Origin of the sequence: Streptomyces sp. NPDC091377 (assembly GCF_044757045.1) — a bacterium.
GTDB lineage: Bacteria > Actinomycetota > Actinomycetes > Streptomycetales > Streptomycetaceae > Streptomyces.
Genome location: NZ_JBIVUE010000005.1, coordinates 341,838 through 368,569, shown reverse-complemented (window position 1 = coordinate 368,569; position 26,732 = coordinate 341,838). Strand labels below are relative to the sequence as shown.

24 protein-coding genes and 2 pseudogenes are annotated in these 26,732 nt (G+C 72.5%); 12 read left to right on the top strand and 14 right to left on the bottom strand.

What is annotated here, in order from left to right; all coding sequences use genetic code 11:
• Positions 1-78: 78 nt before the first annotated feature.
• From ACIQNG_RS14115 to ACIQNG_RS14105, 3 genes are all read right to left on the bottom strand, one after another.
• Positions 79-1,221 (bottom strand): WD40/YVTN/BNR-like repeat-containing protein, encoded by a 1,143-nt coding sequence (locus ACIQNG_RS14115; protein WP_401484912.1) that lies wholly within the window; start codon positions 1,219-1,221, stop codon positions 79-81.
• Between the two features lie 135 nt (positions 1,222-1,356).
• Positions 1,357-3,456, bottom strand: coding sequence for a HEAT repeat domain-containing protein (locus tag ACIQNG_RS14110; protein ID WP_401484910.1), 2,100 nt, complete (start codon positions 3,454-3,456; stop codon positions 1,357-1,359).
• Positions 3,457-3,795: 339 nt separating this feature from the next.
• Entirely contained in the window at positions 3,796-5,478 is a 1,683-nt protein-coding gene (locus ACIQNG_RS14105; protein ID WP_401484908.1) for an acyl-CoA dehydrogenase family protein, read from the bottom strand.
• Positions 5,479-5,555: 77 nt separating this feature from the next.
• Between ACIQNG_RS14105 and ACIQNG_RS14100 the strand changes: the two genes are divergently transcribed.
• A complete protein-coding gene (locus ACIQNG_RS14100) occupies positions 5,556-6,371 on the top strand; it encodes a PaaX family transcriptional regulator C-terminal domain-containing protein (protein ID WP_401484906.1) in 816 nt (271 codons plus the stop codon).
• A gap of 50 nt (positions 6,372-6,421) precedes the next feature.
• Here ACIQNG_RS14100 and ACIQNG_RS14095 read toward each other — a convergent pair whose 3' ends face one another.
• Entirely contained in the window at positions 6,422-7,501 is a 1,080-nt protein-coding gene (locus tag ACIQNG_RS14095; RefSeq protein ID WP_401484904.1) for an NADH:flavin oxidoreductase/NADH oxidase, read from the bottom strand.
• A gap of 160 nt (positions 7,502-7,661) precedes the next feature.
• On the opposite strand from ACIQNG_RS14095, the pseudogene ACIQNG_RS14090 reads away from it, so the two are divergent.
• Positions 7,662-8,006, top strand: a pseudogene (locus ACIQNG_RS14090) (ArsR/SmtB family transcription factor); the annotation flags it as partial.
• Between the two features lie 99 nt (positions 8,007-8,105).
• Here the strand turns inward: ACIQNG_RS14090 and ACIQNG_RS14085 are convergent.
• Positions 8,106-9,527, bottom strand: a complete 1,422-nt coding sequence (locus ACIQNG_RS14085) for an FAD-dependent oxidoreductase (RefSeq protein ID WP_401484903.1) — start codon at positions 9,525-9,527, stop codon at positions 8,106-8,108.
• Between the two features lie 250 nt (positions 9,528-9,777).
• On the opposite strand from ACIQNG_RS14085, the gene ACIQNG_RS14080 reads away from it, so the two are divergent.
• On the top strand, positions 9,778-10,575 hold the full coding sequence (locus ACIQNG_RS14080) for a DUF6214 family protein (RefSeq protein WP_401484901.1): 798 nt from the start codon (positions 9,778-9,780) through the stop codon (positions 10,573-10,575).
• A gap of 113 nt (positions 10,576-10,688) precedes the next feature.
• Here the strand turns inward: ACIQNG_RS14080 and ACIQNG_RS14075 are convergent, their stop codons facing one another.
• Positions 10,689-11,369 carry a DUF305 domain-containing protein gene (locus ACIQNG_RS14075; protein ID WP_401430795.1) on the bottom strand — a complete coding sequence of 227 codons (681 nt, stop codon included), beginning with the start codon at positions 11,367-11,369 and terminating at the stop codon, positions 10,689-10,691.
• A gap of 287 nt (positions 11,370-11,656) precedes the next feature.
• Here ACIQNG_RS14075 and ACIQNG_RS14070 point away from each other — a divergent pair, with 287 nt between their 5' ends.
• A complete protein-coding gene (locus tag ACIQNG_RS14070; RefSeq protein WP_401484899.1) occupies positions 11,657-13,078 on the top strand; it encodes an LVIVD repeat-containing protein in 1,422 nt (473 codons plus the stop codon).
• Positions 13,079-13,086: 8 nt separating this feature from the next.
• Here ACIQNG_RS14070 and ACIQNG_RS14065 read toward each other — a convergent pair whose 3' ends face one another.
• From ACIQNG_RS14065 to ACIQNG_RS14050, 4 genes are all read right to left on the bottom strand, one after another.
• Positions 13,087-13,761 carry a TetR/AcrR family transcriptional regulator gene (locus tag ACIQNG_RS14065; protein ID WP_401430791.1) on the bottom strand — a complete coding sequence of 225 codons (675 nt, stop codon included), beginning with the start codon at positions 13,759-13,761 and terminating at the stop codon, positions 13,087-13,089.
• A gap of 197 nt (positions 13,762-13,958) precedes the next feature.
• Positions 13,959-14,669: a phosphatase PAP2 family protein gene (locus ACIQNG_RS14060; protein WP_401484897.1), complete on the bottom strand. Its 711-nt coding sequence runs from the start codon at positions 14,667-14,669 to the stop codon at positions 13,959-13,961.
• A gap of 165 nt (positions 14,670-14,834) precedes the next feature.
• Entirely contained in the window at positions 14,835-15,770 is a 936-nt protein-coding gene (locus ACIQNG_RS14055; RefSeq protein WP_401484895.1) for a M56 family metallopeptidase, read from the bottom strand.
• Positions 15,771-15,940: 170 nt separating this feature from the next.
• A complete protein-coding gene (locus ACIQNG_RS14050) occupies positions 15,941-16,498 on the bottom strand; it encodes a DUF5134 domain-containing protein (protein ID WP_401484893.1) in 558 nt (185 codons plus the stop codon).
• Between the two features lie 257 nt (positions 16,499-16,755).
• Between ACIQNG_RS14050 and ACIQNG_RS14045 the strand changes: the two genes are divergently transcribed.
• On the top strand, positions 16,756-17,790 hold the full coding sequence (locus tag ACIQNG_RS14045; protein ID WP_401484892.1) for an N-acetyltransferase: 1,035 nt from the start codon (positions 16,756-16,758) through the stop codon (positions 17,788-17,790).
• 30 nt (positions 17,791-17,820) lie between these two features.
• Here ACIQNG_RS14045 and ACIQNG_RS14040 read toward each other — a convergent pair.
• Positions 17,821-17,895: pseudogene (locus ACIQNG_RS14040) on the bottom strand (VOC family protein); the annotation flags it as partial.
• Positions 17,896-18,177: 282 nt separating this feature from the next.
• Between ACIQNG_RS14040 and ACIQNG_RS14035 the strand changes: the two are divergent.
• Positions 18,178-18,720 carry a GNAT family N-acetyltransferase gene (locus ACIQNG_RS14035; RefSeq protein WP_401484891.1) on the top strand — a complete coding sequence of 181 codons (543 nt, stop codon included), beginning with the start codon at positions 18,178-18,180 and terminating at the stop codon, positions 18,718-18,720.
• A gap of 85 nt (positions 18,721-18,805) precedes the next feature.
• Here ACIQNG_RS14035 and ACIQNG_RS14030 read toward each other — a convergent pair whose 3' ends face one another.
• Positions 18,806-19,489 (bottom strand): glycerophosphodiester phosphodiesterase, encoded by a 684-nt coding sequence (locus ACIQNG_RS14030; RefSeq protein ID WP_401430777.1) that lies wholly within the window; start codon positions 19,487-19,489, stop codon positions 18,806-18,808.
• 406 nt (positions 19,490-19,895) lie between these two features.
• Between ACIQNG_RS14030 and ACIQNG_RS14025 the strand changes: the two genes are divergently transcribed.
• The 5 genes from ACIQNG_RS14025 (at position 19,896) to ACIQNG_RS14005 (ending at position 24,574) form a co-directional block, all read left to right on the top strand.
• The gene (locus tag ACIQNG_RS14025; protein ID WP_401484889.1) at positions 19,896-21,308 is read left to right on the top strand and encodes a DUF6421 family protein; all 1,413 of its coding nucleotides are present in this window, start codon (positions 19,896-19,898) and stop codon (positions 21,306-21,308) included.
• Between the two features lie 47 nt (positions 21,309-21,355).
• Positions 21,356-22,102, top strand: a complete 747-nt coding sequence (locus ACIQNG_RS14020; protein WP_401430773.1) for an SDR family NAD(P)-dependent oxidoreductase — start codon at positions 21,356-21,358, stop codon at positions 22,100-22,102.
• Entirely contained in the window at positions 22,099-23,169 is a 1,071-nt protein-coding gene (locus ACIQNG_RS14015; protein WP_401430771.1) for a threonine aldolase family protein, read from the top strand. The genes ACIQNG_RS14020 and ACIQNG_RS14015 overlap by 4 nt, the downstream gene beginning before the upstream one ends.
• Before the next feature lie 107 nt (positions 23,170-23,276).
• A complete protein-coding gene (locus tag ACIQNG_RS14010) occupies positions 23,277-23,870 on the top strand; it encodes a transglutaminase domain-containing protein (RefSeq protein WP_401484886.1) in 594 nt (197 codons plus the stop codon).
• An 8-nt stretch (positions 23,871-23,878) separates the two neighbouring features.
• Entirely contained in the window at positions 23,879-24,574 is a 696-nt protein-coding gene (locus ACIQNG_RS14005; RefSeq protein WP_401430767.1) for a B3/4 domain-containing protein, read from the top strand.
• Positions 24,575-24,736: 162 nt separating this feature from the next.
• Here the strand turns inward: ACIQNG_RS14005 and ACIQNG_RS14000 are convergent, their stop codons facing one another.
• Positions 24,737-25,465 (bottom strand): lysophospholipid acyltransferase family protein, encoded by a 729-nt coding sequence (locus ACIQNG_RS14000; RefSeq protein ID WP_401484884.1) that lies wholly within the window; start codon positions 25,463-25,465, stop codon positions 24,737-24,739.
• 177 nt (positions 25,466-25,642) lie between these two features.
• Complete coding sequence (locus ACIQNG_RS13995; protein ID WP_401484882.1) at positions 25,643-26,059, bottom strand: DUF4395 domain-containing protein; 417 nt, start codon at positions 26,057-26,059, stop codon at positions 25,643-25,645.
• Between the two features lie 75 nt (positions 26,060-26,134).
• On the opposite strand from ACIQNG_RS13995, the gene ACIQNG_RS13990 reads away from it, so the two are divergent.
• The gene (locus ACIQNG_RS13990; protein ID WP_401430761.1) at positions 26,135-26,548 is read left to right on the top strand and encodes a thioredoxin family protein; all 414 of its coding nucleotides are present in this window, start codon (positions 26,135-26,137) and stop codon (positions 26,546-26,548) included.
• Positions 26,549-26,732: the final 184 nt, after the last annotated feature.

The following is a 26,732-nucleotide window of genomic DNA, read 5'->3' as shown; positions in this document are numbered from 1 at the left end:
TCACCCTACTGCCGTACACCGCGCGGTGATCAACCGATGGCCATGACCGCCGCTCCCGACCCTCGCCCCAGGGTGCGTTCATCCGACCACCGCGGCCCGCACGCACAGCACGTCGGGCAGATGGGACGCCAACTGCCGCCAGCTGTCGCCGTCGTCGGCCGAGGCGAACAGCTCGCCGTTGCGATTGCCGAAGTACACGCCCGCCGGGTCGGCGTCGTCCGTGCACAGGGCGTCGCGCAGCACCGTCCCGTAGTGGTCCTCCCGCGGCAGCCCCGCCGTGAGCGGCTCCCAGCTACCGCCCGCGTCCGCCGTGCGGAACACCCGGCAGCGCCGGCCGGCGGGCACCCGGTCGGCATCGGCGTTGATCGGGAAGACGTACGCCGTGCCGCCGCGGCTCGGATGGGTCGCCGCCGCGAAGCCGAACGTGGACGGCAGGCCCGTACCGATGTCGGTCCAGTGCGCGCCCGCGTCGTCGGTGCGGTACACACCCCAGTGGTTCTGGAGATACATCCGGTCCGGGTCGGCCGAGTCCTTCGCGATCTTGTGCACACACTGGCCGAACTCGGGGTCGGGGTCCGGCAGGAACACCGCCGAGACACCGGTGTTGGAGGGGGTCCAGCTCTCGCCGCCGTCCGTGGTGCGGAACACTCCGGCCGTGGACACGGCGACCGTCACCGCCCGCGGGTCGCGCGCGTCGGTGATCACCGTGTGCAGTCCCTCGCCCCCGCCGCCCGGCACCCACTTCGAGCGGGTCGGGTGCTCCCACAGCGGGCGGACCAGGTCGAACGTCTCACCGCGGTCCCGCGAGCGGTACAGCGCCGCCGGTTCCGTGCCCGCGTAGACCACGTCCGGCTCGGCCGCCGCCGGGTGCAGTTGCCACACCCGTTCCAGCGAAGCCCCCGTGTCCTTGGGGAACCGCACCGCCGGGCGCGCGGGCTCCGTCCAGGTCCGCCCCAGGTCGTCGGAGTGGAACACCGACGGCCCCCAGTGCGCGCTGTCCCCGCCCGCCAGCAGGCGCGGGGTCCCGCCCCGGGTGTCGATGGCGACCGAGTACACGGCCTGCGCGTTGAAGTAGGGGCTCTCGTCGAACTCCCAGGCACCACCGCGGCGGCGCCCGATGAACAGGCCCTTGCGGGTGCCCACGGCGAGCAGTACTCCGGTCATGCCGGTCACCTCCGCGACGTCGTCGTCCCAGACACCGGCCAGTCTGCACCCCGGCACTGACAGTGTCCCTCGCGCACGCCTCCGGCGCAGGTCAGGGCCCATGGCGGCGTGGATCCGTGGATCCGTGGGTGTGGGTGCGGCGGGGGCCGGGTGCGGGGCCCGGGTGCGGGGGCGTGACCCGCGCCGGGGCGCTCACGCCGGATCCGCACCCACCCCTCCCACCGTCTCCCGGCACAGTCTCAGCAGCCGCTCGTCCTTCGGTATGTCGTCGCTGCCGTGCCCCCCTTCGCGCGCGAGATGCCGGCGCCTCGCGGAGAGTTCGGCCGCGAGCAGGTCGTGCAGGGGCGTGCCGGCCGCTCCCATCTCGTGCAGATGCTCGGCGACCCGGACACGCGGATACGGGCTCTCGGCCCAGGCGGACCGCAGAACCGGGAGGGCCGGCTCCGGGGCCCCGGTGATCCGCCACAGGGCGTACGCCGCCGCCGTGCGTTCCCAGACCGAGTCGGACCGGGCCAGCCGCCGCAGCCGGGGCAGCGCGGCGCCTGCCGCCGGTCCCAGCCGGGCGAGCTGTTCCGCCGCGGCCGTACGCCGGTACGGGTCCCGGCCCGCCAAGTCCCGCCGGAGCACCGGCAGCACGGCCGACGCGTCGCCCTCCAGCGACCACAGGGCGCCCGCGGCGGCCGTGCCGAGGTCCCCGTCCAGCAGCCCGCGCAGCACGGGGGTCGCCTCCCGCGCGGCGGTCGCGAACGCGCCCAGGGTGCGGATCGCCGCCCGCGCCATCAGCGTGTCCGGTGCCTCGTACGGCCGCCCCCGCAGCAGCCGCAGCGCCTGCGGCACCACCGCGTCGTCGCCGAGTTCGGTGAGGGCCGTGAGCAGGGGCAGGGTGCGGCTGGGGGCGGTGGGGGAGCCGGGGTCGACGGCGGTCAGCGCGCGCAGCAGGGCGGGCGCCAGCGGGGCCGCGTGTCCGCCGAGGTGGCTGACGGTGAGCGGCAGATCGTCGGGGACGGCGGCTCCTTCCAGGACCTCGGCGAGGAGCGCCGTGGTGCGCGGGTCACCCGTCCTGGCCAGCGCCCTCAGGGGGCCGCCCAGGGTCGGCGCGCCGCGCTCCCAGCGCCGTACCCACAGGTCGGGGCGGGCGATGGCCAGCCCGTACAGCGCGTCGGCGGCCGGGGCGGCCAGTTCGTGGAGATCGCCCAGGGCGGAGACCGCGGCATCGCGCAGCCCGCCCTCCTCCGCGCTCAACTGGGCCCCTATGAGGGCCACGGACTCCTCGTAGTCGCCCCGCCAGCCGCGGAACAGGCCCGTGGACATCCACACCGCGTTGCACCGGTCCGAGGTGCCCGGACTGCTCAACTGCCCGTTCAGCAGCGCGATCCGGTCCGGCACCCGATCGTCCAGCGCGGAATGCAGGGTCCGCAGCAGCCGCGAGCCCTCCTCGTCCGACGGCCGCAGCCGCCGGAAGTGCCGGGCCAGCGTGTCCGTCACGGGATGACAGGGTTCGACCGGTCGCCGCCCCGTCGACCGCTCCTTGAGCAGCCCTACGACGGTGTCGACCAGGTCGGCCGGGAGCCGCTCGGGCGCGCGGGCGGCCAGTTGCCCGAGCGCGGCGAGTCGCAGCGCGGGCCCGTGGGGCGGGCGGCTCTGCACGGCCAGGATGTCCAGCGCCGGGCCCGAATAGGTGGGATGGCGGAGCGCGAACAGGCCGAGGCCCTCGGTCAGCGCGATCAGGACCCGGTCGTCGTGCTCCCGGTGGAGCCAGTCCTGTAACTGCTCCAGCACGCGGGCCGGTTCGTCGAGGAACCCCACCAGCGCGCGGGGCACCGCCCGGCGCACGCACACGTCGGTGTCCCCGGCGAGCCGTGTGAAGACCGGCGCACCGGCGCGCACCGCGTCGCGCGCCCGCGTGCGCAGGTCCGTCTCCGCCGCCGAGCGCCTTCGCGTACGGCTCGCACGGACGGCCCCGGATCCCCCCGTCCCGGAGTGGTCGTCGGACGCGTCCCCGCCGTCGGGGCCGTCCGCCTCGCCGCCTATGCTCACCAGAAGTTCCACGATCCCACCGCGGTCCCGGCCGCCTTCGCGCGCGGCCAGCGCGAGGAGAAACGGAACGCAGGCGAGCGTCGAGTCGTACACGCTGCCCTGGTGGTGCACCGCGCCGTACATCCCGTCGAGCGCGGTCTCCCGCTCGGCGGGGTCCTCCGAGGCCAGCCCTCGGAGCAGTTCCGGCACGTCCCGCGCGCTGCCGTAGGCATGGCGCAGGGATGGCCAGTCGATGTCGTCGATCCCCGTGAACATCCCGTCCTCCCCCGGGTGCAGTGGTCACACTGCCCGTCCGATCTGGAGTCTGCACCACGGCACTGACAACGAACCGGAATCCCGTGGGGAGGATAGGGGAGGTGAGGGCCGCGGGCGCACGGGATTTCACGGGGTGTCGCCTGGTCGAGCCGGGGGCGGCGCACCGGGGGCGCGCGGTGGCGTGACCGCGCGGGTCGCTCGTCGGACGGCGGCGCCCGCCGGATCACCTGTCGCACGGCAGTGATCGTCGGGTCACCCGTCGGACGGCGGCAGCTGCCGGGTCATCCGTCTGAGGCCGGCAGCTGTCGGGTCACCCGTCTGACGGCGGCAGCCGCAGGGTCATCCGTCGGACGGCAGTGCCCGTGCCAGGACGGCGTCCACGTCCGCCGCGGACGGGAGGGTGCCGAACGCATGGCCCCAGTCGCCGCCCAGCCTGCTCGCGCAGAAGGCGTCCGCGACGGCGGGCGGCGCGTGCCGGACGAGCAGGGACGCCTGGAGCGTCAGGGCCATCCGCTCCACCAGCCGGCGTGCCCCGGCCGGTGACGCCGAGGCCACCTGGTCCTTCAGACCGGCCACCGCCGTGTCCAGCCGGGCGTCCGCCCCGCGCGCGAGGGCGAGTTCGGCGAACAGGGCGTCGGCGGTGGCGGGATCGCGGCCCAGCGCGCGGAGCACGTCGAGCGCGTTGACATTGCCCGAGCCCTCCCAGATCGACAGGAGCGGGGCCTCACGGTAGTGCCGGGGCATGCCCGACTCCTCGACGTAGCCGTTGCCGCCGAGGCACTCCAGGGCCTCCGCGGTGAACGCCGGACCGCGCTTGGTGACCCAGTACTTGCCGACGGCGGTGGCGATCCGCCGGAAGCCGCGCTCGGCCTCGTCGCCGCGCGCCGCGCGGTCGGCCGCTCCCGAGAGCCGCAGGGCGAGCGTGGTCGCGGCTTCGGACTCCAGCGCGAGGTCGGCCAGCACATTGCGCATCAGGGGCTGGTCCAGCAGCCGCGCCCCGAACGCGCCGCGGTACCGGACGTGGTGGCCCGCCTCGACCAGCGTCTTGCGCATCAGCGTCGCCGAGGCCATCACACAGTCCAGGCGGGTGCAGTTGACCATCTCGATGATGGTCTTCACGCCCTGCCCCTCCGCTCCGACCAGCCAGGCGACGGTTCCCTCGAACTCGGGCTCCGAGGACGCGTTCGAGCGGTTGCCGAGCTTGTCCTTGAGGCGCTGGATGCGGAACGGGTTGCGGGTGCCGTCGGGCAGCACACGCGGCACGAGGAAGCACGACAGCCCGTGGGGCGCCTGGGCGAGCACCAGGAACACGTCGCACATGGGCGCCGAGGTGAACCACTTGTGTCCCCGCAGGGTGTACACGCCGGGCTCCGTGGTCGGCGCGGCGGTCGTCGTGTTCGTCCGCACGTCGGAGCCGCCCTGCTTCTCCGTCATGCCCATCCCCGCGAGCAGCCCGCGCTTCTCGGCCGGCACCCGCAGCCCGGGGTCGTACTCCCTGCTGGTCAGCAGCGGCTCGTAGACCTTGGCCAGCTCGGGCTGGTGGCGCAGCGCGGGCACGGCCGCGTACGTCATCGACGTGGGGCAGCCGTGTCCCGCCTCGCTGTGCCCCCACACCAGACCACCGGCGGTCCTGGCGACATGGGCGCCCGGCCGCTCGTCCGCCCACGCGGAACCCGCCAGCCCCTCCGCCACCGCCACCCGCATCAGCTCGTGCCAGCTCGGATGGAACTCCACCTCGTCGATCCGGTTGCCGAACCGGTCGTGCGTCCGCAGCACCGGCTCGTGCCGGTTGGCCAGCTCACCCCACTCCTGCGCCTCGACCCCGCCCGCCAGCGCCCCGAGTCGGCGCAACGCGGGCTCAGCCCAGTCGGCGCCCTCCCGGCGGAGCCCTTCCAGGAGAGCCGGATCGGCACTGGCGTCGTACGGGGCCAGGGGCGGCGGCTGATTGGTGACGTCGTGGGTGGCGTGCTGCCCGGGCGCCGTGAGCGCGTCGTACGCGGGAGGTGCGGGAAGGGTGGCCATGCCACGAGTGTTGCACTATTCCTACGACCGCAGCAATAGTGCAACACCCGAGGGGCGTGCGAGCGTAAGGTACGGCCATGCATCCGGAGGTACGTACGCCCGTGAACGCGCCCGTCCGAGCAGCCGGGACCACCGGGACCACCGGGACCACCGGGGCCACCGCGGCTCCCGGGACCGGTGCCGGGCTGCGTCCGCTGTCCGCGCGGTCGGTCGTCCTGAGCCTGCTGCTGGGCGCGCACCCCCCGGAGATGCCGGTGAAGGACCTGGTGAGCGCGGTGGCACCGTTCGGGGTCGGCGGATCCACTCTGCGGGCCGCGCTCAGCCGCATGGTCGCGGCCGGAGACCTGCTGCGCACGGACACCGTGTACGGGCTCAGCGACCGGCTGCTGGACCGCCGACGCCGCCAGGACGAGGCCGTGGAGCCCCGTACGCGCGCGTGGGACGGCGACTGGGAGATGGCCGTCGTCACCGCCACCGGGCGCGGCCCCGCCGAACGCGCCGCACTGCGCGCCCGCTTGACCGATCTGCGGCTCGCCGAACTCCGCGAGGGCGTCTGGCTGCGCCCGGCCAATCTGCTGCGCCCGTTGCCGACCGACCCGGCCGGGGCCGCCCAGCACTACACGGCACGGCCCGAAGCCCCGGCGGGGGACCTCGCCGCGCGGCTGTGGCCGCTGGACGACTGGGCGGCCACCGCGCGTACGCTGCTCGACCGGGCCGCGCGCGCGGAACACCCCGCCGACCGTTTCACCGCCTTCGCGGCCGTCGTACGGCATCTGCTGGCCGACCCCGTGCTCCCGCCCGCACTGCTCCCCGCGAACTGGCCGGGGGCGGCTCTGCGCACCGCCTACGCGGCGTACCGGCGGGAGATGACGGCGCTCGTGCACCGGGAGTGAGACGGGCGGGGCGCCACCCGCCCGCACTCACCTGCCTCGTGCTCGCGCGCTCACACCGAGCGCAGGTACGGGTCCGGTACGCGCACCGAGCCGCCCAGTTCCTGTGCCGCCTGCCGCGCCCAGGACGGGTTGCGGAGCAGTTCGCGGCCGAGGAGCACCGCGTCGGCCTCCCCGTTGGCGACGATCTTCTCGGCCTGTTCGACCCCGGTGATCAGGCCGACCGCCGCGACCGGCAGAGGAGTCTCGGCCTTCACGCGCGCGGCGAACGGGACCTGGTAGCCGGGCCCGGTCGGGATCGACGCGGCGGACGCGTTGCCTCCGCTGGAGACGTCGAGGAGATCGACGCCATGGGTGTGCAGTGCGCCGGCGAAGCGGACCGTGTCGTCCGCCGTCCAGCCCGCCGGGTCGAGCCAGTCGGTCGCGGAGATACGGAAGAACAGCGGCTTCTCGTCCGGCCACACCGCCCGCACCGCGTCCACGACCTCCAGGGCGAAGCGCGTGCGGTTCTCCCACGAACCGCCGTAGGCGTCGGTGCGGTGGTTGGAGTGCGGGGACAGGAACTCGTTGATCAGATAGCCGTGCGCGCCATGGATCTCGGCGACCTCGAAGCCCGCGGCGAGCGCCCGCTGAGCTGCCTCGGCGAACTGCCGGACGACCACCTGGATCTGCTCGACGCTCAGTTCGTCGGGCACTTGGTGCCGCTCGGTGAAGGGGAGCGCGCTCGGCCCCACCGGCTGCCAGCCGTGCCCGTCCGCTCCGACCGGCGCCCCGCCCTTCCACGGCCGCTCGGTCGACGCCTTCCGCCCGGCGTGGGCGAGCTGGATCCCGGGCGTCGTGCCCTGCGCGACCAGGAAGCGGGTGATCCGACGGAACGCCTCCACCTGGGTGTCGTTCCAGATACCGAGGTCGTACGGGGAGATCCGGCCCTCGGCACTCACCCCGGTCGCCTCCGTGAGGATCAGCCCGGTGCCACCGGTCGCGCGGGCGGCGTAGTGGGCGAAGTGCCAGTCGCCCGGCACACCCGCCCCGGGCCCGTCGGGCGCGGCCGAGTACTGGCACATCGGCGCCATCCAGATCCGGTTGGGGATCGTGAGGTCACGGAGGGTGAAGGGTGCGAAGAGTGCGCTCACGGCGCCTCCATTCATCAGGGGTGAGCGGTCGACTCGTACGATAGACGCCGTAGTACGGTGGATGTCAAACTACGAGAGTCCTCGTACTATGGAGGAGCCGAGAGAAGAGCCGGGGACCCGGTCGCCCGACCTGTGGGCGTCCTGACGAAGTGGAGCCACCGTGACCAGCACCACCGCCTCCGCGGGCACCCGCGATCTGCCGCACCCGGTCTGTGCGGAGATCCGGCTGGAGGGTGTGCTGCACGCGTTGTCCGACCCGATGCGGCTGCGCATCGTCCGTGAACTCGCCGCCGTCGGCAGCGAGCTGACCTGCTCCCAGTTCGCGCTGCCGGTCACCAAGTCCACCAGCACGCACCACTTCCGCGTGCTGCGCGAGAGCGGTGTGATCCACCAGACGTACCGGGGCACGGCCAAGATGAACGGACTGCGGCGGACCGATCTGGACGGTCTGTTCCCGGGGCTGCTGGACGCCCTGCTCCTGGCCGCCGACCGGGAGACGGTCCGGGCGGCCGAGGTCGCAGAGGTCGCAAAGGTCGCAGAGGTTTCAGAGGTCACAGAGGTCTCCGAGGCCACCGAGATCGGCGTCGACGGCGGGGCGTGAGCCTCAGCGGGCGTCGCCGCCTGCCGCCCTCATCAACGACGGCCAGTCGGGGAGCTTGACCACCCGGCGGCCCAGCGAGGCGCCCAGTTCCGCCTCCGCGCGCTCGATCGACTGCCAGCCCGCCCATGCGACGGGACGGACCCCCTCGGCGCGCAGCGCGGTCAGCGGATCGCCGTGCGGTGAGATCCGCGCGGAGCGGGCGGGCCGGGCGGACCGGGCGGCGTCCGCCAGCAGGGACGTCACGGTCTCCTTCGCGCACGCGCGGTTGGTGCCGATGACCCCGGTCGGCCCGCGCTTGATCCAGCCCGCCACATACTCGCCCGGGGCCACCGCGCCCTCGCGCAGCACCCGCCCGGCCGCGTGCGGCACGGTCCCGCTGTCCTCGTCGAACGGCAGCCCCTCCAGCGGCACTCCGCGATAGCCGACCGAGCGCAGGACCAACTGCGCCGCGATCGTCTCGTGCCGGCCGGTGCCGACGACGCCGCCCTTCCCGTCCGGAAGCGTGCGCTCGAACCGCACACCGGCCACCCGGGTGCCGCTCCCGTCGGCGACCACCTCGACCGGGCGCAGAAAGAACCGCAGGTGGATCCGGCGCCCTGCGTCCCTGCCCGGGTTCCTTCCCGGGTCCGGCCGGTCGCTCCGGTCTCCCCGGTCGCCCCGGTCTCCCCGGTCCGCCCAGGCGCGCAGTGCCTCGATGTTCCTGCGCACCGCCGCCGGAGCCCCGGACGGATCGCCGTAGAGCGGGTCCAGACCCAGCTCCTCGGCGTCCACCAGCACCTCCGTGTCCGGCAGAACACCCAGCTCGCGCAGCTCCTTGGTGGTGAAACGGGCCTGAGCGGGCCCCCGGCGCCCGACCATGTGGATATCGGCCACCCCACTGCCCGCGAGCGCGGAGAGCGCCGCCTGCGGCATATCGGTGGGGGCGAGTTCCGCCGCTCCGCGCGCGAGGATCCGGGTGACGTCCACCGCGACATTGCCGACCCCGATCACGACGGCCGAGCGCGCCTCCCGTACGAACCCGTCGTCCACGGCGTCCGGATGGGCGCTGTACCAGGACACGAACCGGGTCGCCGACCAACTGCCCGGCAGATCCTCGCCCGGGACGCCGAGCCGGCGGTCGGTCGCCGCGCCGACGCAGTACACCACCGCGTCGTACAGCTCCCGCAGCCGCCGCACCGGCACCCCGCGCGCCCCGATCTCGACGCCGCCGAGAAAGCGCACCCGGTCGTGCTCCAGCACCGTCCGCAGGGTGTTCTGGAGCGACTTGATCTTCTCGTGGTCCGGTGCCACGCCGTACCGCACCAGGCCGTACGGGCACGGCAGCCGGTCCAGGACGTCGACCCGTACCTCGGGGTCGAGCTGGACCAGGCTCTGGGCGGTGTAGACCCCGCTGGGGCCGGAACCGACGACGGCGACACGCAGCACGGCGGAACTCTCCTTGTCAGGAGGTCGCTGATGGCTCCAGCATCCCACCGGGCGGGCGTGAGGGGGAGGGGGGCGATGAAGGCCGGGGGGGAGGTAGGGCGGGGCGGCTTGGGGCGGTGCCGGGGATGCCGGGGGAGAGGACGGAGGCCAGCGGGGGCCGGATCGGGGTGCTGCGCCGACGGAGTGCCTGGTGAGCGTGTCCGTTCGTACACGTTCGTATGGAATGTGATCATGCGGTTACGTTGCGTGTGTGCTTGAAGCATCCTTTCTTAATCTTTCCGATCGTCGGCGTGCGGACGGGGCGGTGTCCGTGTGGCCCGCGTGGGAAGTGCGGGAGAGCGGCGGCACCATGTCGTGGTTCACCGTGCGGCTGGCCTTCGCGGACGGCGCGTGCGTGGAGGCCCTCGCGGTCGTCACCGGCCGCCAGGTCTCCGTCGAGGAGGTCCACGCCCGTCCCGCGCTGTCGCCGGACGACCTCGGGGCGCTCGGTGAGTGGATCGAGGGAGCGGTGTTCGCGGCGTGCGGACTTGAGGCGCGACCCCGCGATCGGGCAGCGGGCGGCCCCGCGGTCGCCCCGCAACCCGCGGTCGACGCCGCCGCGTGCCACGCCCCTGACGACGCCCCTGACGACGGCCCCGACGACGGCCCTGACGACGGCCAAGGCGCTGATCGCGCGGATGTCGCCCATGACGCGGATGTCGCCCATGACGCGGACGATGCCGATGACGTGGATGATGCCGATGTCGCCGATGAGGGCGAGGATTCGGAGGCTCCCGACCGCAGCCACCACACCCACCACACCCACCATGCCCGCCACGCCCACCAGCCCCCTCACACCCATCACTCCCACCACGCCCGCCCCGCCTGGCCCCGCGGCGGCGAGGGCCGACGGCTCGTCGCGCGCGCGTACCTGACCGCCCAGCGAGGCGGCACCGACCCGGTCGTCGCCGTGATGGGCGCGACCGGCCGCAGCCGCCGCAAGGCGCTCCGGCTGATCGCCCAGGCGCGTGACGCGGGCCTGCTGACCCCACGTCACGCCCGCCGCTGAGGCGCGGCACCCGCACGCGCGGGACGGCTCCGGGCCCACCCAACTCCTCAGCCCAGCCCAGCCCAGTCCGGCCCAGCCGTCAGCCCAGCCGTCCAGCAGCACCCGGCCAAACCTCAGCCCATGTCCCGCATCCGCCCGATCTCCGCCGTCTGCGTGGCGATCACATCGTCGGCCATCTCCTCGGCCCGGATGTTGTTGCCCTGCCCCTTCACTTCCGTGGCCATGGCGATCGCCCCTTCGTGATGAGTGATCATCAGCGTCAGGAAGAGCTGGTCGAACGATGTCCCCTTCGCCGCCCGGAGGTTCTTCAGCTGTGCCTCGGTCGCCATCCCGGGCATCGGGGCGGGGCCGTGGCCGTGTCCGTCCCCCTCGTCCGCCTTCTCGGACTTGCCGTGCTCCTTCAACCAGCCCCGCATGGCGCCGATCTCCGGCTCCTGCGCCGCGGCGATCCGCTCCGCCAGCCGCTTGACCGCATCCGATGCGGCCTGCTTGGGGGCGAGTTCGGTCATTTCCAGCGCCTGCTGGTGATGGACGATCATCATGCGGGCGTACGACACATCCGCGGTGTTGGGTGTGTCGTCCTCCTTGCGCTGCTCCTTCGCCTCCTGGGCGGAGAGCGTCCGGTTGTCCTCGCCCGGCGCCCCCGGCACCAGCACCGAAGGCCCGCTCGCCGGGGCGGACTTGGACCCGGACTCCTCGCCGGAGCCGGATTCACACGCTCCGAGGCTCAGCACCACCACCGTGGTCAGAGCGGCGGTGGTGAGGGACGCGCGGGAAGCACGGCGGAAGAGCACTGCGACCTCCTGTGGCAGGCGTGACGGTGAGTACCGCATGACTGCGCATGGTGAGCGCAGATGACTTTCCTAGCACGGTCTTGCGCTCGAACGATCAGAAAACTGCATTACGAGTCCGTTGCACCCTGTTGATCTGTGCATGACGCCGACCATACTGCCCTTGATCCGTGAAGCGTTCCCTCGCCAACGGAACAAGGGAGGACGCAGTGACCCTGTTCAAGAAAGCCCGGACCCGGCACAGACGGCTTGCGGTAGGCGCAGCCGCGGTCGGGCTCCTGGCCTCACTGATGACGGCTCAACAGGCCGTCGCCACACCCGACCCGGGCGACAAGCCCGCCGGGCAGCAAGAGGTGTCGAAGAGCGACCGGGCCGAGGCACGTGCGGCGATATCCGCCGGCGAGATACCCGGCAAGGACGAGATCGTTCACTCGTCCAACGTCCAACACCTCGCGAACGTCCCGAAGGACGTGCTGAGCGGCACCAACTCGGACCTCGCCTTCCAGGGCAAGTACGCCTTCGCCGGCAACTACGACGGCTTCCGCGTCTTCGACATCAGCAACCCGAAGAAGCCGAAGACGGTCTCCCAGGTGCTGTGCCCCGGCGCCCAGAACGACATCTCGGTCTCGGGTGACCTGCTGTTCCTGTCGACCGACTCCTCGCGCAGCGACAGCAGTTGCAACAGCACCACGCAGCCCCTCACCGAGAAGTCCTCCTGGGAGGGCATGAAGGTCTTCGACATCAGCGACAAGCGCAACCCGCGCTACGTCGCCGCCGTGGAGACCGCCTGCGGCTCGCACACCCACACCCTGGTGCCGGAGCGCAAGAACGTGTACGTGTACGTCTCCTCGTACGCGCCGCACGCCAGCTACCCGGACTGCCAGCCTCCGCACGACGGCATCTCGATCATCAAGGTGCCGCGGAACGCGCCCGAGAAGTCCAAGGTCATCGACTTCCCGGTGCTCTTCCCCGGTGAGGGGCCGGACGGCGGCGGCAACCCGGGCGGATCCACCAACCCGGGCGTGACCAAGACCAGCGGCTGCCACGACATCACCGTGCTGCCCGAGGAGGACCTCGCGGCCGGTGCCTGCATGGGTGACGGCATCCTGCTCTCCATCAAGGATCCCGAACGCCCGAAAGTCATCGATCAGGTCCAGGACAACGTGAACTTCGCGTTCTGGCACTCGGCGACCTTCAACCAGGACGCCGACAAGATCGTCTTCACCGATGAGCTGGGCGGTGGCGGCAGCGCCACCTGCAACGCGGCGATCGGCCCGAGGCGCGGCGCGAACGGCATCTACGACGTCGTCGGCAAGGGCGACAAGCGTGAGCTGGTCTTCCGCAGCTACTACAAGATCCCGCGGCACCAGGCGGACACCGAGAACTGTGTCGCCCACAACGGCTCGCTGATCCCGGTCAAGGGCAAGGACCTGATGGTCCAGGCGTGGTACCAGGGCGGCGTGTCGATCTGGGACTTCACCGACTCGTCCCGTCCGAAGGAGATCGGCTACTTCGAGCGCGGACCGATCTCCACCGACTCGCTCGTCGGAGGCGGTTCCTGGTCGGCGTACTACTACAACGGCTACATCTACTCCAACGACATGGCCAAGGGCTTCGACGTCCTCAAGGTCGAAGACCGCCGTACCGACCCGGGGCGCTGGGTCAAGATGCGGGAGCTGAACGTGCAGACCCAGCCGGACTACTTCGACTGACGGACCGGCTAGCGGCCCTTCGCGTCGGGCGGTTCGTCCGGCGTGAAGAACCGTGACAGATCGCTCTCGCACGTCCCGCCGGACGCCTCGGTGTCCGGCGGGACGCCCTGCTCCCCGTCGAGCCCGTAGCGGCTGAAGAGTTCGGCGCGTACGGCGGTGATGGGCATCGGCACGTTCGGCAGCACCATCGCGTAGACCGCCCCCATCAGCAGGGACCGCAACATCGGATAGTCGGCGTCCACATCGCCGCTGCCGCGCCGGACCACCGTGTCCCGCAGCAGTTCCGCGAGCCGCCGCTGCTCCGGGCACTGCACGAACCCCTCGGCCTGAAGCAGCCCCGCCATGTGCTGGCGCATCAGCACCGGCTGGTCCCTGGCCAGCCCGAGGATCGCGTCGATCGCCCGCGCCATCCGCTCCCGGCCGTCCTCCGTGCGCGGCTCGTGCTCCAGCCCCTCCTCCAGCGTCCGGTGCATCAGCCGGTGCACCGCGGACTGGACCAGCTGGCGCTTGCCGGGGAAGTAGTACGACACCAGTCCGCGGGCCGAGCCCGCCCGGTCGGCGATGTCCGCCAACGTTGTCGCCTCGTAACCGCGCTCGCTGACCAGCTCGATCGCGGCCTGCAGCAGCCGTTCCCGGGAACGGCGCCGCAGCTCCTCATTGACCTGGGCGCTGCGCGGGGACATCCTGTAACTCCTGCGTTGACTGGCTGCCAGCCAACTATACTCAGGGATGTCCGGCCAGGCTCCTGCACAGGCCCGGCCCGGCTGCCGCCTGCCTCGGGCGACACGGGGGATCGTCCGAGGTGGGCGGTTTTCTGTCGTGAACCGGTATGCCGAGGCTACTAACCGGACCCGAGGGCTCCGGCCGGAGAGGGTGGGGATCAGCCGTCCGAGGGCTCTTCCGGCGCACGTGAGGACAGCACCGGGCGCAGCCGCTCGTGCACCGCCACGGCCACCGCGATCACCGTCGCCCCCATCAGCCAGCCGCCCAGGACGTCGGTGGGCCAGTGGACGCCCAGCCAGATCCGGGTGAGGCCGACGCCCACGACCGACACGGCGGCCACCACCGCGGCCGTACGCACCAGCGCGCACGGTGCGCCGTAGTGGTGCAGGAGCCAGACGAGCAGACCGCACACGACCGTCGCCGTCATGGCGTGGCCGGAGGGGAAGGCCGCGAAGTTGGCCGAGTCCACCGGGTCCGGCCAGACCGGGCGCTCACGGTCGACGGCCGCCTTGAAGCCCTGCTGGAGCAGGGTCGTGACCACCACGGTGACCAGCAGCCACCCCGCCGTGAACCGCTCCGCGCGCCGCCACACCAGCCAGATGATCACGACCCCGGCCAGGATGCGCAGGGTCAGGGGATCCCACACCCAGTCCGTGAGGATCCGGAACGCGTGGGTCAGCCCGTCCTGCTCGACCGCCCAGCGATGGGTGGTCCGGGCGATGCTCTCGTCCAGGCGGATCAACGGGGCCCAGGAGAACGCGACCAGGATCAGCAGCACGAGCGAGCACACCGCCAGCGCGAGCGCGGCGCGGACGGCCGTACGGCGCTCCGTCGGACGGGTGGGACGGTCGACGGGCGTGAGGCTCATGATGCGATTCTCGCCGACCCGCGGGGCGCGAAGCCACCAGGGGGTGCCACCGGGCGCGAGGAAGGTGCCACGAGGGCCGAAAACCGCCACGGACCACCAGCGACCAGGGGCGGAACACCGGCGACCGGGGGCGCGCGGACACCGACCCCGGCGGACTCTCCCGCGCTACCCCAGGGCCCGCAGGCCCGGCACGAACGCCACCAGCACCGGGATCACCGGCACCAGCGCCGCCGTCGCCGTCAGCCGCAGACGGTGCAGCGGCGCAAGGCGGTCCGGGGGAGTGAGGAGACGGTGCACGCGCTGCGGAACGTGCGCCTGGGGCGCGGGGGAGGGACCGAACACCCCGCGGTCCTCGTTGAGTTCGACCAGCGCGAGCGCCGTGGTGAGGCGCCCGAAGCGACGCGAGGCCATGTCGTCCGCGGCCAGTTCCACCAGCCGGTGCATCTCGCCCCGGAACGCCGCGAACACCGGCACCTGCGGGAACCCGGCCGCCAGCGCCGCCGAGGTGTGCCGCAGCCAGTCGTGCCGGGCCAGCGCGTGCCCCTGTTCGTGCGCCAGCAGCGCGTCCAACTGCCGCCCCTTGAGCCGCCGCAGCGCCGCCGTCGTCACCACCATCCGGGGCGGCGTCCCCGGCAGCCACCAGGCGTCCGCCCGCTCCCCCTCCAGCACCACCAGCCGCCCCGCGTCGGACGTCTCACCGGGCAACCGCGGAGCGCGCACGGCCAGTTCGGCCCGCCGCAGCCGACGCCGGGCACGGGCGCCCGCGATCTCCCGCACCAGCATCGCACCGCTCCACGCCCCGGCCAGCGCGAGCACCACGGCGGTCGTCGCCGCCCACGGCCCGGCCGCACCCGACATGTACGCCTCCACGACCCCGCGCGGCGCCGGTGCGAAGACATGTCCGCGCACCACCTGCCAGGCCGTCGCCGCGCTCAGCGTCATCGACAGCGCGCAGCACAGCAGTACGGCCGCCACCACGCACTGCCACGCCCACAGCGCGACCACCGGTTCACGGTCGGACCAGTCGGCGCGGGCGAGCAGCCGGGGGCCGGCCAAGGCGGTCAGAACGCCGAGCAGCAGCAGTGCCGCGGGGACCATCATGGGCGACAGCCTATGAGCGGCCGGCTACCCCGTGAAACGGCCGACGGCCGCAAAGTGACACAGGCCACGGCTTCGTACCGCCCCAGGCCGCCCCCAGGCCGCCCCCACGCCGCGCCCAGGCCGCCCCCACACCGTGCCCACACCGTGCCCGCCCGGCGCCTCCCGCCCGCTCACAGCGGCATCAGCATCGCCATCATCGCGATCCCCATCGACAGCCGGCACGCACGCGCCAACTCCGGCCGGTCGCCCCGCCCCGCGGGCACCGGAGCGACCCCCGCCACCTCCGGGACCGGCATCAGACGGACCCCGGACACCAGCACGTACCCCGTGAAGTACACGAGGAACGCCCCGGTCAGGAGCGGCAGTCCGGCCGGGCCCCCGTGGAGGTGCGGCCCCTGCCCGGCCGTGACCGTCATCGCGAGCGACATGTAGACCATGGCCAGCGCGCCGACCGCGTGATGCAGATGATGCGCGCCGGCCCGCGCCGCCCACAGCGCGCGCACCCCGGCCGCGCCGAACACCACGGCGTACCCGGCCCAGGCCCACGACGGCGGGCTGAACACGGTCGCGGGTACGGCCATCGCGGCCATGCCGAACGCCATCAGCGCCTCGGCCCCCGCCGTCCTGCGCTGTTCCACCCCGCCGCCGCGCATCCGCAGCACGCAGGAGACGCCGGTCGCCGCGCACAGCGCCACCAGCAGCCATCCGGGTGAAGCCGGTCCGTGCACACGCACCTCCCCGCTCGACACTCGGTCCAGGGATGCGATGCCCGACCCGCGCGGCGCGCATACGAGCGCACGGGCGTACACGGGGAGCACGCCGGGAGCACGGGCGGCGCCCCGGCCCCCGACCCTCCCCGCCCCACCGCCGATACCGCCCCACCGCTGATACCGCCTCGCGCCGACCCCGCCCCCCGTCGTAAGCTCCTCCCGTACCGCATCGCATGGCGGCCTCCCTCGTACGACTCCATGACCGGAGGTCACCCATGCCCACCGTGCGGCCTTTCCACCGCGCCGACCGCGATCAGCTCACCGATCTGATCAATCTGCACGTCGCAGCCGTCGTGCCCGGCGTCTCCGTCTCCGTGAACACCGTGCTCAGCTCGCTGGAGCGACAGCCGGACGAGTTCATCACCGACCCCTGGGTGGCCGAGCGCGTCACGCTCGTCGCCGAGCAGCGCCGGCACCTCGTGGCCGCGGCCCATCTGCTGCGCTACCGCGCGGACGACGAGGTCGGCGAGGACTACCGGGGCGCCGGCGAGATCAGCTGGTTCGTCTGCCGCCCTGAGGCGTCCTTCCTGCCGGACACCGGCGAGGCCGCCGCATCCCTCATGCACGCCTGCCTGGCCCGGCTCGCCCGCTGGGACGTCCGCGTCCGCCACGCGGACGGCGCGCTGCCCGCACCGGCCGTCTACGGCCTCCCGCACGCCTGGCCGCACATCCGGGCCGTGTACGAGAACGCGGGCTTCCGGCACACCGGGGACACCGAACTGCTGCTCATCGCCCACGTCGCCGACCTGCCCCGGCCCGAGCCCCGCCCCGGGGTGACCGTGGAGCGCACGCTGGGGGAGTGCGGCACCCGCTTCACCGCCCGCCGGGACAGCGGTGACGTCCTCGGCTTCATCGAGATCGACACCGCCCTCGCCCGCCCCGAGCGCCACACCCGCACCGCGGGCCTCGCCGACATCGGCAACCTGGTCGTCGTAGCCGAAACCGCCGAAACCGCCGAAACCGCCGGAGACGCCGGAGACGCCGGAGACGCCGGAGACGGCGGGGACGGCGGAACCGGCGACCACGACGCACGCGACGAGCACCACGACCACGGCGACGCGGCCGACGCGGGCTGGGAGCGGTGGCTGATCGGGCAGGCCGCGGACTGGCTGCGGCTCTGCGGGGCGGACCGGCTGCTCGCCTACGAGGACCCCGAGGACCGGGCGGCGATCGACGTGCTGACCGCCGCGGGCTTCCGGGAACTCACCCGCACCGACCGGGGCTGGCGGCACGGCGCCGACACCGGCTGAGCCCGCCCGGCCGGCGGTGACCGAGGCCGGTCAGATCGTCGGCCGGTAGCGCAGCGGATGGTCCGGCGGCACCTCCACCAGCACGATCGGGGTGCCGTCGGGATCCCGGCGTCGCGGGGTCCGGCACGCTCCCCCACTGCCCGAAAGGCGTGGGGCACCCCCAGCGGCGTTGTCGTCGGTTGCCGGCGCTCCGCGTCGCCGCCCTCCTCCGCCTTGCAGCTCCACGCACCAGACCCCGCTCAGGCCGACCGAACAGCACCGCTTTCTCACAGCCGGGCTGATCCAGACGACAGACCCCAGAAGGCGGGACGGGGCCGGAGCGGGGCGGCGCGTCGGCCGCGTTACCCTCCTCGTGGCCCCGCCGCGCCGCAGAAAACGGAGAAGCGCATGGATGTCCGCCCCGCCACCGACGCACTGGTCTACCGCGATGCCACCGACGCCGACGTGGACGACCTCGTCACCCTGATCGAGTCGGCCTACCGGGGGGACTCCAGCCGTACCGGATGGACCACCGAGGCGGACATCCTGGAGGGGCAGCGCACGGACGCCGACGGGGTGCGGGCGGTCATCAAGACACCGCACAGCACCCTGCTGACGGTGGAGCGGGACGGCCGGATCGTGGCGTGCTGCCAGCTCGAACACCGCAGTGACCACACCTACTTCGGCATGTTCGCGGTCAGCCCCGCGCTCCAGGGCGCGGGCCTTGGCAAGATCATCATCGCGGAGGCCGAGCGCCGGGCCCGGGAGCGGTGGGGCGCCCGGGAGATGCACATGACCGTGATCTCCGTACGGGAGGACCTCATCGCCTGGTACGAGCGGCGCGGCTACCGGCGCACCGGGCGGATGACCCCCTTCCCGTACGGCCAGGAGAGCTTCGGCATCCCGCAGCGCGACGACCTCCAGTTCGAGCTGCTGGTCAAGGAGCTGTGACGGGAAGGACCTGTCACGGGACGAAGCCGTGACGGGACGCAGCCGTGACGGGAAGAAGCCGTGACGGGAAGGGGGCCCGGAAGGGTCAGGCAGTGAAGCGGCCCGTCCGTTTGATCTCCGGGTGGTCGGTGGTGGCGCCGTCCAGTTCCAGCGCCCGGACCAGCCGCAGGTGGTCCTGGGTGTTCACGACCCAGCCGATGACCCGGAGATCGGCCTCGCGGGCGAGCTGGGTGATCTCCAGGGTGAGGCGGCGGATGTTGAGGCAGACGGTCGAGGCGCCGGCCCGTACCGCCCGCTCCACGATGTCCGTGCCGTAGCGGCTGCCGATCAGCGCGGTCCGCACCCCCGGCACCAGCCGGGCGATCTCGGTGACGGCCTCGTCGTGGAAGGACGACACCTCCACCCGCCCGAGCAGATTCCGTTCCGTGATCACCTCGGCCAGCGCCCGGGCCGCCGCGGTGTCCTTGATCTCGACCTGGAGCGGGCTGCGTACGGCGTCCAGCACCTCCTCGAAGACCGGGACGCGCTCCCCGCGTCCGGCGTCCAGTGTGCGCAGTTCGGCGAGGGTCTTCTCGGCGACCGGTCCGGTGCCGTCGGTCGTGCGGTCCACGTCCTCGTCGTGCAGGACGACCAGCGCGCCGTCCTTGCTCAGATGCAGGTCCAGCTCGATGACATCGAGCCCGGCGTGCTCGGCGGCGACGAAGGAACGCAGGGTGTTCTCGGGCTCGACTCCCATGATTCCGCGGTGTCCGATGGTGAGGAAGTTCAAGATCCGGCTCGCTTCCGTCGTACGGGCAGGCGGCCGAGCGGACGGCGGGCGTCCGCACGGTTGGTTCCGATGGTTCCGAGTTCCGCACTTTAGTGGCCGGGAGGTGAGATGGCCCCCCGCTTACGTTGCGGATCCACCGCCCGGGGGGTGGTCCCCGGCGCGGGACGTGCGCTACGGCACCGGCGGGTCCCGCACGCTCGAACGAACCGCCGGACCTCCCGCGCGGGCCACGCTCGCGACCCCACCCGGCGTGGGTGCACCAGATTCCGCCGTACCCCCGTCTCGCAGGAAAAAACACGGCGATCATCGGGTGTTCACAGGATGATTTCCCGAGCCTCCCCTTGCTGGAAGAAACCCCGTACGCATACGGTGTCTCTACGCAAGGTTCTCCCGTGGAGGATGGGACATGACGGAAATTCTTGAGCAGCTGACGAGCGAGGGGGAGGTTCCTTCCGTGCCCAAGGTGGTCGGACACAAGGTGGTCGAACAACCCGCGTGGCCCGCGCTCAAGGACGCCGTCGAGCGGATCCGGGTCTGGCAGGCGAAGGACGGCTCGATCGACTTCACCGCCGAGGACGCCCCCGCCGCCGCGGACGCCGAGCGTGCCGTGGCCGAGGTGGTCGACGCGGTCCGGGCGCTCGCCCCGCTGCTCCCGCACGACGCCGCCTACCACACGGCCCTTGTCGAGGATCTGCGCCGCTGGGCGGCCGACGGCTTCCAGGTCCCCGACTTCCTGGACTCGCTGCTCGCCTTCCAGCCCGCGGCCGACCGCCGCGACGGCCTCCAGCACCTGGTCGTCTTCCCCATGTACACCCAGAACGGCAACCCCGACCGCAACCTCGAAGCGGTCGTGCTGAAGATGGTCTGGCCCGACTGGCTGGCCGAACTGGAGCGCACCCGGTACGACAACCCGCTGTTCTGCGGCATCACCTTCGAGGACTTCACGGCCGGCTACGACACCAACTCCGCCGTCCTCTTCCCCGAGACCATCGCCGTGCGCGAGGCGCCCGAGCGGTTCTCCTGGGGCGGCATCTTCTGCGACCGCGAGGCCGCCCGGTTCCGCCGGGTGACCGCCGCCGCCGTCGACATCCTGGGCCTGGAACTGCCCGAGGACATCGCCGCGATGGTCCACGACCAGAAGCGCAGCGAAGCGGCGTTCGTGCTCTGGGACATGGTCCACGACCGCACCCACAGCCACGGCGACCTGCCGTTCGACCCGTTCATGATCAAGCAGCGCCAGCCGTTCTGGATGTACGGCCTGGAGGAGCTGCGCTGCGACCTCACCGCCTTCAAGGAGGCCGTGCAGCTCGCCCGGGAGGGCGTCCCGCAGGCCCGTGACGTGCAGTACGCGGTCCTCTTCGACCGGATGTTCCGCTTCCCGGTCACCGGTGAGCGGGTCCGCAACTACGACGGGCTCGGCGGTCAGCTCCTCTTCGCCTACCTGCACCGGCACGAGGTCGTGCGCTGGACCGACAACCGGCTGTCGATCGACTGGGAGCGGGCCCCGGAGATCACCAACCAGCTCTGCGCCGAGATCGAGACGCTGTACCGCGAGGGCATCGACCGCCCCAAACTCGTCCACTGGTTCAAGGGCTACGAACTGGTCGCCACCTATCTCGCCCCGCACCCGGGCTCCACCTGGGCCAAGGGCCCCGACGCCCTGGACCTGAGCCTGCCGCCGCGCAAACTGGTCGATGACGTGCTTCCGGACGAATTTCCGCTGAGCATGTTCTATGAGGCCCTGTCCAAGAAGCTGAAGAATGTGATCGCCTCGACCCGAGGCATCACGGCGGACACCGCCGAGCGCGTCGCCGCGTGAGCGACCACGCGCTGCACACTGCACAGGCTGCTCAGGAGGCGAGGAACATGGGGAACGGGGCGCTCAGCGGAGCCGTGATCGCGGTGGCCGGTGCGGGCGGACCCGCCGGACGGGCCACCCTGCTCCGGCTCGCCGAGGCCGGCGCGACGGTCGTCGGCGCGGACAACGACCCGGAGCGGCTGGCCGAGGCGGTCGACGCGGCCAGCTTCGCCCACGGCGGCGCCACCGTCGTCGGGGACACCGTCGACCTGCTCGACCGGAAGTCGGCGCAGGACTGGGCCGACCGCATCGAGAAGGACTTCGGCCGGGTCGACGGCCTGGTCCATCTCGTCGGCGGCTGGCGCGGCAGCGAGACCTTCACCAAGACCCGGCTCGACGACTGGGACTTCCTGGAACTGCTGCTGATCCGCACGGTCCAGAACACCTCGCTGGCCTTCCACGAGGCGATCCAGCGCAGCGACCGCGGCCGGTATGTGCTGATCAGCGCCGCCGGCGCCAGCAAGCCGACCGCCGGGAACGCGGCCTACGCCGCCGCCAAGGCCGCCGCCGAGGCGTGGACCCTCGCCCTCGGCGACTACTTCCAGAAGGCGGGGGGCGAGCAGGGACCGACCTCCGCCGCTGCCATCCTGGTGGTGAAGGCGCTGGTGCACGACGCGATGCGCGCCGAACGCCCCCACGCGAAGTTCGCGGGCTTCACCGACGTCCAGGACCTGGCCGACGCCGTCGCCGGCGTCTGGGACAAGCCCGCCACCGAAGTGAACGGACGCCGTCTGTGGCTGACCGAGAAGCCGTGAACCCCCCGAAGACCGACGCGCGCCGTCATCACGACCCGGAGGTCCGCGGCTTCGCCAGCGACAACTACGCCGGGGCCCACCCGGAGGTGCTCGCCGCCCTGGCCCTCGCCAACGGCGGCCATCAGGTCGCCTACGGCGAGGACGACTACACCGGGCACCTCCAGACCCTCATACGCAGCCACTTCGGGGCCGGGGCAGAGGCATTCCCGGTCTTCAACGGCACCGGCGCCAACGTGGTCGCCCTCCAGGCGGTCACCGACCGCTGGGGCGCGGTCATCTGCGCCGAGAGCGCCCACATCCACGTGGACGAGTGCGGGGCGCCCGAGCGGGTCGGCGGTCTGAAGCTGCTCACCGTGCCCACCCCCGACGGCAAGCTCACCCCCGAGCTGATCGACCGGCAGGCGTACGGCTGGGACGACGAGCACCGTGCCATGCCGCAGGTGGTGTCGATCGCCCAGAGCACCGAGCTGGGCACCGTCTACACCCCCGACGAGATCCGCGCGATCTGCGAGCACGCCCACGCGCACGGGATGAAGGTCCACCTGGACGGCTCCCGCCTCGCCAACGCGGCGGCCTCTCTCGACGTCCCGATGCGGGCGTTCACCAACGCCGCCGGGGTCGACCTGCTCTCCCTCGGCGGGACCAAGAACGGGGCGCTGTTCGGCGAGGCGGTCGTGGTGCTGAACCAGGACGCCGTCAGCCATATGAAGCATCTGCGCAAGCTGTCCATGCAGCTCGCCTCCAAGATGCGGTTCGTCTCCGTGCAACTGGAGGCCCTGCTCGCCCGGGACCTGTGGCTGCGCAACGCCCGCCACTCCAACGAGATGGCCCAGCGGCTCGCCCAGGGCGTGCGGGCCGTGCACGGCGTGGAAGTGCTCCACCCGGTGCAGTCCAACGCGGTCTTCGCCCGGCTGCCGCACGCGGTGACGGTCCGGCTCCAGGAGCGGTTCCGCTTCTACTTCTGGGACGAGGCCGCCGGTGACGTGCGCTGGATGTGCGCCTTCGACACCACCGAGGAGGACGTCGACACCTTCCTCGCGGCGCTGAAGGAGGAGATGGCCCGCTAGCACGGGCCGACCGCTCTTCGGCCGAGTACCGGAATGTGTTGCATAGGTATGCGGCCACCCGAAAATGCATAGACATTCGGGTGGTCGCGTTCCTATGCTCTGCGGGCATGCGGCTGATCCAGAACACCGACGACCTCTCCGCCTATCTGGCCTCGGACGAGGTCATCGACCATGAACACCCTTTGGTGCGGCGGACGGCGGCCGAGATCGCCCGGGGAGTCACCGGCTCGTATGCCTATGCGCGGGCCGCCTTCGAGTTCGTACGCGACACCGTGCCGCACTCCGCCGACAGCGGGGACCCGCGGGTCACCTGGCGGGCCTCCGACGTCCTGGAGCGGCGCACCGGCATCTGCTACGCCAAGGCCCACGCCCTCGCCGCCCTGCTGCGCGCCGAGGGCATCCCCACCGCCCTGTGCTACCAGCGGCTGCTCCACGACGACGGCGGCGGCCATGTCGTCCACGGGCTGGTCGCGGTGCGGTTCGACGGGGCCTGGCACCGGCAGGACCCGCGCGGCAACAAGCCCGGAGTGGACGCGCGGTTCTCCCTGGACGGCGAACGGCTGGCCTTCCCCGTCGACCCGCAGTCCAGCGAGGTGGACTATCCGGTCCTGTACGCTGAACCGCACCCGGCCGTTCTGGACGCGCTGAGAGCCGCTCCGGACCGGCCCCACCTCTGGAAGACGCTCCCCACCGCACTCTGAAGGCAGCCATGACGTTCTCCCTGACCGTGTCCGACGAGGTCCGCGCCCTCGCCCCCGGCTTCACCCCCGTCACCGTCGAGGCCCACGGACTCGTCAACGGGCCCAGCACCGACGCCAGTTCGGCGCTGCTGGACGAGGCCGCCGAGCGACTCGCCGCCCGGCTGGCCGGCCGCGCCCCGCACGAGGACCCGCACATGGCCGCCTGGCGTACGGCGTACACCGCGTTCGGCGCCAAGCCCTCCCGCACCCGCAACTCGGCCGAGGCACTCGCCAAGCGAGCCCTGACCGAGGCCGGGCTGCCCCGGATCAACCTCCTGGTGGACCTCTACAACGCCATCAGCGTGGCCCATCTGATCCCGGTCGGCGGCGAGGACATCGACCGGATCGCGGGCGGGATGCGGCTGGTGGTCGCGCGCGGCGACGAGGACTTCGTGACCGTCTCCGGCGGAGCGGAGACCGTCGAACACCCGGACCCGGGCGAGGTGGTGTGGCGCGACGACCTCGGCGTCACCTGCCGCCGCTGGAACTGGCGCCAGGGCCCGCGCACCCGGCTCGGCGAGGAGACCACCTCCGGCATCTTCCTGCTGGAGAGCCTCGCCCCGATGCCCGTCGCCGAGGCGGAGACGGCGGCGGAGGAACTCGCCGCACTGCTGGAGAAGTTCAGCCCCGGCGCACGGATCACCCTCGGAGCCCGCACCCACTGACCCACCGGCCCACCCGCCGACCGCCCTACGGTCCGCCAGCGGGCCCGAGCGGTCCCGGGCCGCCCACCGTACGACGGTCAGCGAGCCCGGCCGACCTGGGCCGTCCGTCGTAGGCTCGTCAGCCCGACCCGCCGGAGCGGGAGGGCGTCCGGCCCGTGGCCGTCAGCGTGACTCGGCGGCGCGGACCGCTTCCGGGGTCGGGGCCGTGCCGCCGAGGTGGGCGGGGACCCACCAGGTGTCCTCGGCGTTCTTCGGCCGCACCGGATAGGCGCGCTGCGCCGCCTCCAGCAGCTCCTGCACCCGCCCGCGCAGCCGGCGGGTGATCGCCCCCGCGTACTCCTCGCGCGAAGCCTCCATCGGCTCCCCGACGCGGACGGTCACCGGGATGTGGCTGCGCTTGAAGTTGCGCGGGTGGCCCTTGGTCCACAGCCGCTGGGTCCCCCACACCGCCATCGGGATCATCGGCACACCCGCGTCCTGCGCGAGCCGCGCGGCACCCGACTTGAAGCTCTTCAGCGTGAAGGACGGCGAGATGGTGGCCTCCGGGAAGACCCCGACGATCTCACCCGAACGCAGCGAGTCCAGCGCGTGCTGGTAGGCCAGCTCGCCGTTCTTGCGGTCCACCGGGATGTGCTTCATCCCGCGCATCAGCGGCCCGGAGATCCGGTGCCGGAACACCGAGTCCTTGGCCATGAAACGCACCAGGCGTTTCTGCGGCAGCGCCGCCAGACCGTTGAAGATGAAGTCCAGGTAACTGATGTGATTGCTGACCAGAACGGCACCGCCCGACCGCGGGATGTTCTCCGATCCCTTGCAGTCGATCTTCAGATCCCACGCCTTGAACAACGTGAGGGCGAGACCGACGGCGGGGCGGTACACAAGCTCTGCCATGGGCTGGACGGACCCTTCCTGCTCTGCCTGGGAAGGGATTCCCGGCGGGAAAGCTACGCAGCCGTAGGTTTTACGGCATCTCGCAGATGGTGCCCGAAGAACGAACGCGGAGCCAGCCCTGGTGCCCGTCCCCGGCGTAATCCTCGTCACGTCACCGCCAGGTTTCACCTGCGTGGTTCACCGCGCGCGCACCGCGACCCGGCGCAGCAGCGGATACATCTCGCAGCCCAGGCAGTACCCGAACACGGCGTTCAGGAAGGCCGCCGCGAGCGCCGCCCCCGTCGCCGCGAGCCCCAGCCATCCCGGCCCCAGCGCGAACCCGGCGAGGCCGACCGTCGCGAAGCCGAACCCGACGGCCTGCGCGAACCGGGGCGGCTCCGGCGGCTCGAACGCGGTCGGCGGTGCGAGCCGCGGCGCCACGAACCGCCGGAACACCCAGCCGTAGGGCGCCCGGCGCACCCCGCCCGCCGCGCCGAGCGCGAACGCCAGGGTCTGCCACGCCAGCAACCACCCGCTCCCGGTGACCAGTACGACCGCCAGCACCACCGCGGTCACGGCCGCCCCGAACCGCGGCCCCCTCACATCGATGTCCATGGAGCCAGCATTCCGCAGCGCACCCGCCCCGCGGCCCCGGGAATCTTTGCGGTCTCGTGAACGCTGAACCCGCCGATGACCGGACTACTGGTGTGCCTGGGGGTGCTCGCCGCGGCGAGTGCCTACGGAGTGCTGCACCGGCGGCGGAGCGGGAGAGTGCGCGTGCGCGGGCGGGACGAGGACAAGCGGCTCGGCGCCGCCGAACTGGGCGGGGAACTGGGGGAGCGGGCCACCCTCGTACAGTTCTCCAGCGCCTTCTGCGCCCCCTGCCGGGCGACCCGCCGGATCCTCGGGGAGGTGGCGGACCTGGTGCCCGGCGTCACCCACATCGAGATCGACGCCGAGGCGCACCTGGACCTCGTCCGCGCGCTGGACATCCTCAAGACCCCCACGGTGCTGGTGCTCGACGCGGACGGGCGGGTCGTACGACGGGCCACCGGGCAGCCGCGCAAGGCGGAGGTGCTGGCCGCGCTGGGCGAGGCGGTCTGACGGCGCGACGCCGGGAGCGAGCGCTCCGCGGGCGGGAACGCCGGCCGCGGGAGGGCAGGTCGGGTGGCGCGTCGGCGGATCACTCCGCCGCGGTGAGCCACCTCCCATATACAGGGACGCGCTTGACTGTATGGGGCAATGATCGCCAGCCTGGTCCCGGGGGGAGCCCACGCCTGCGGGACCG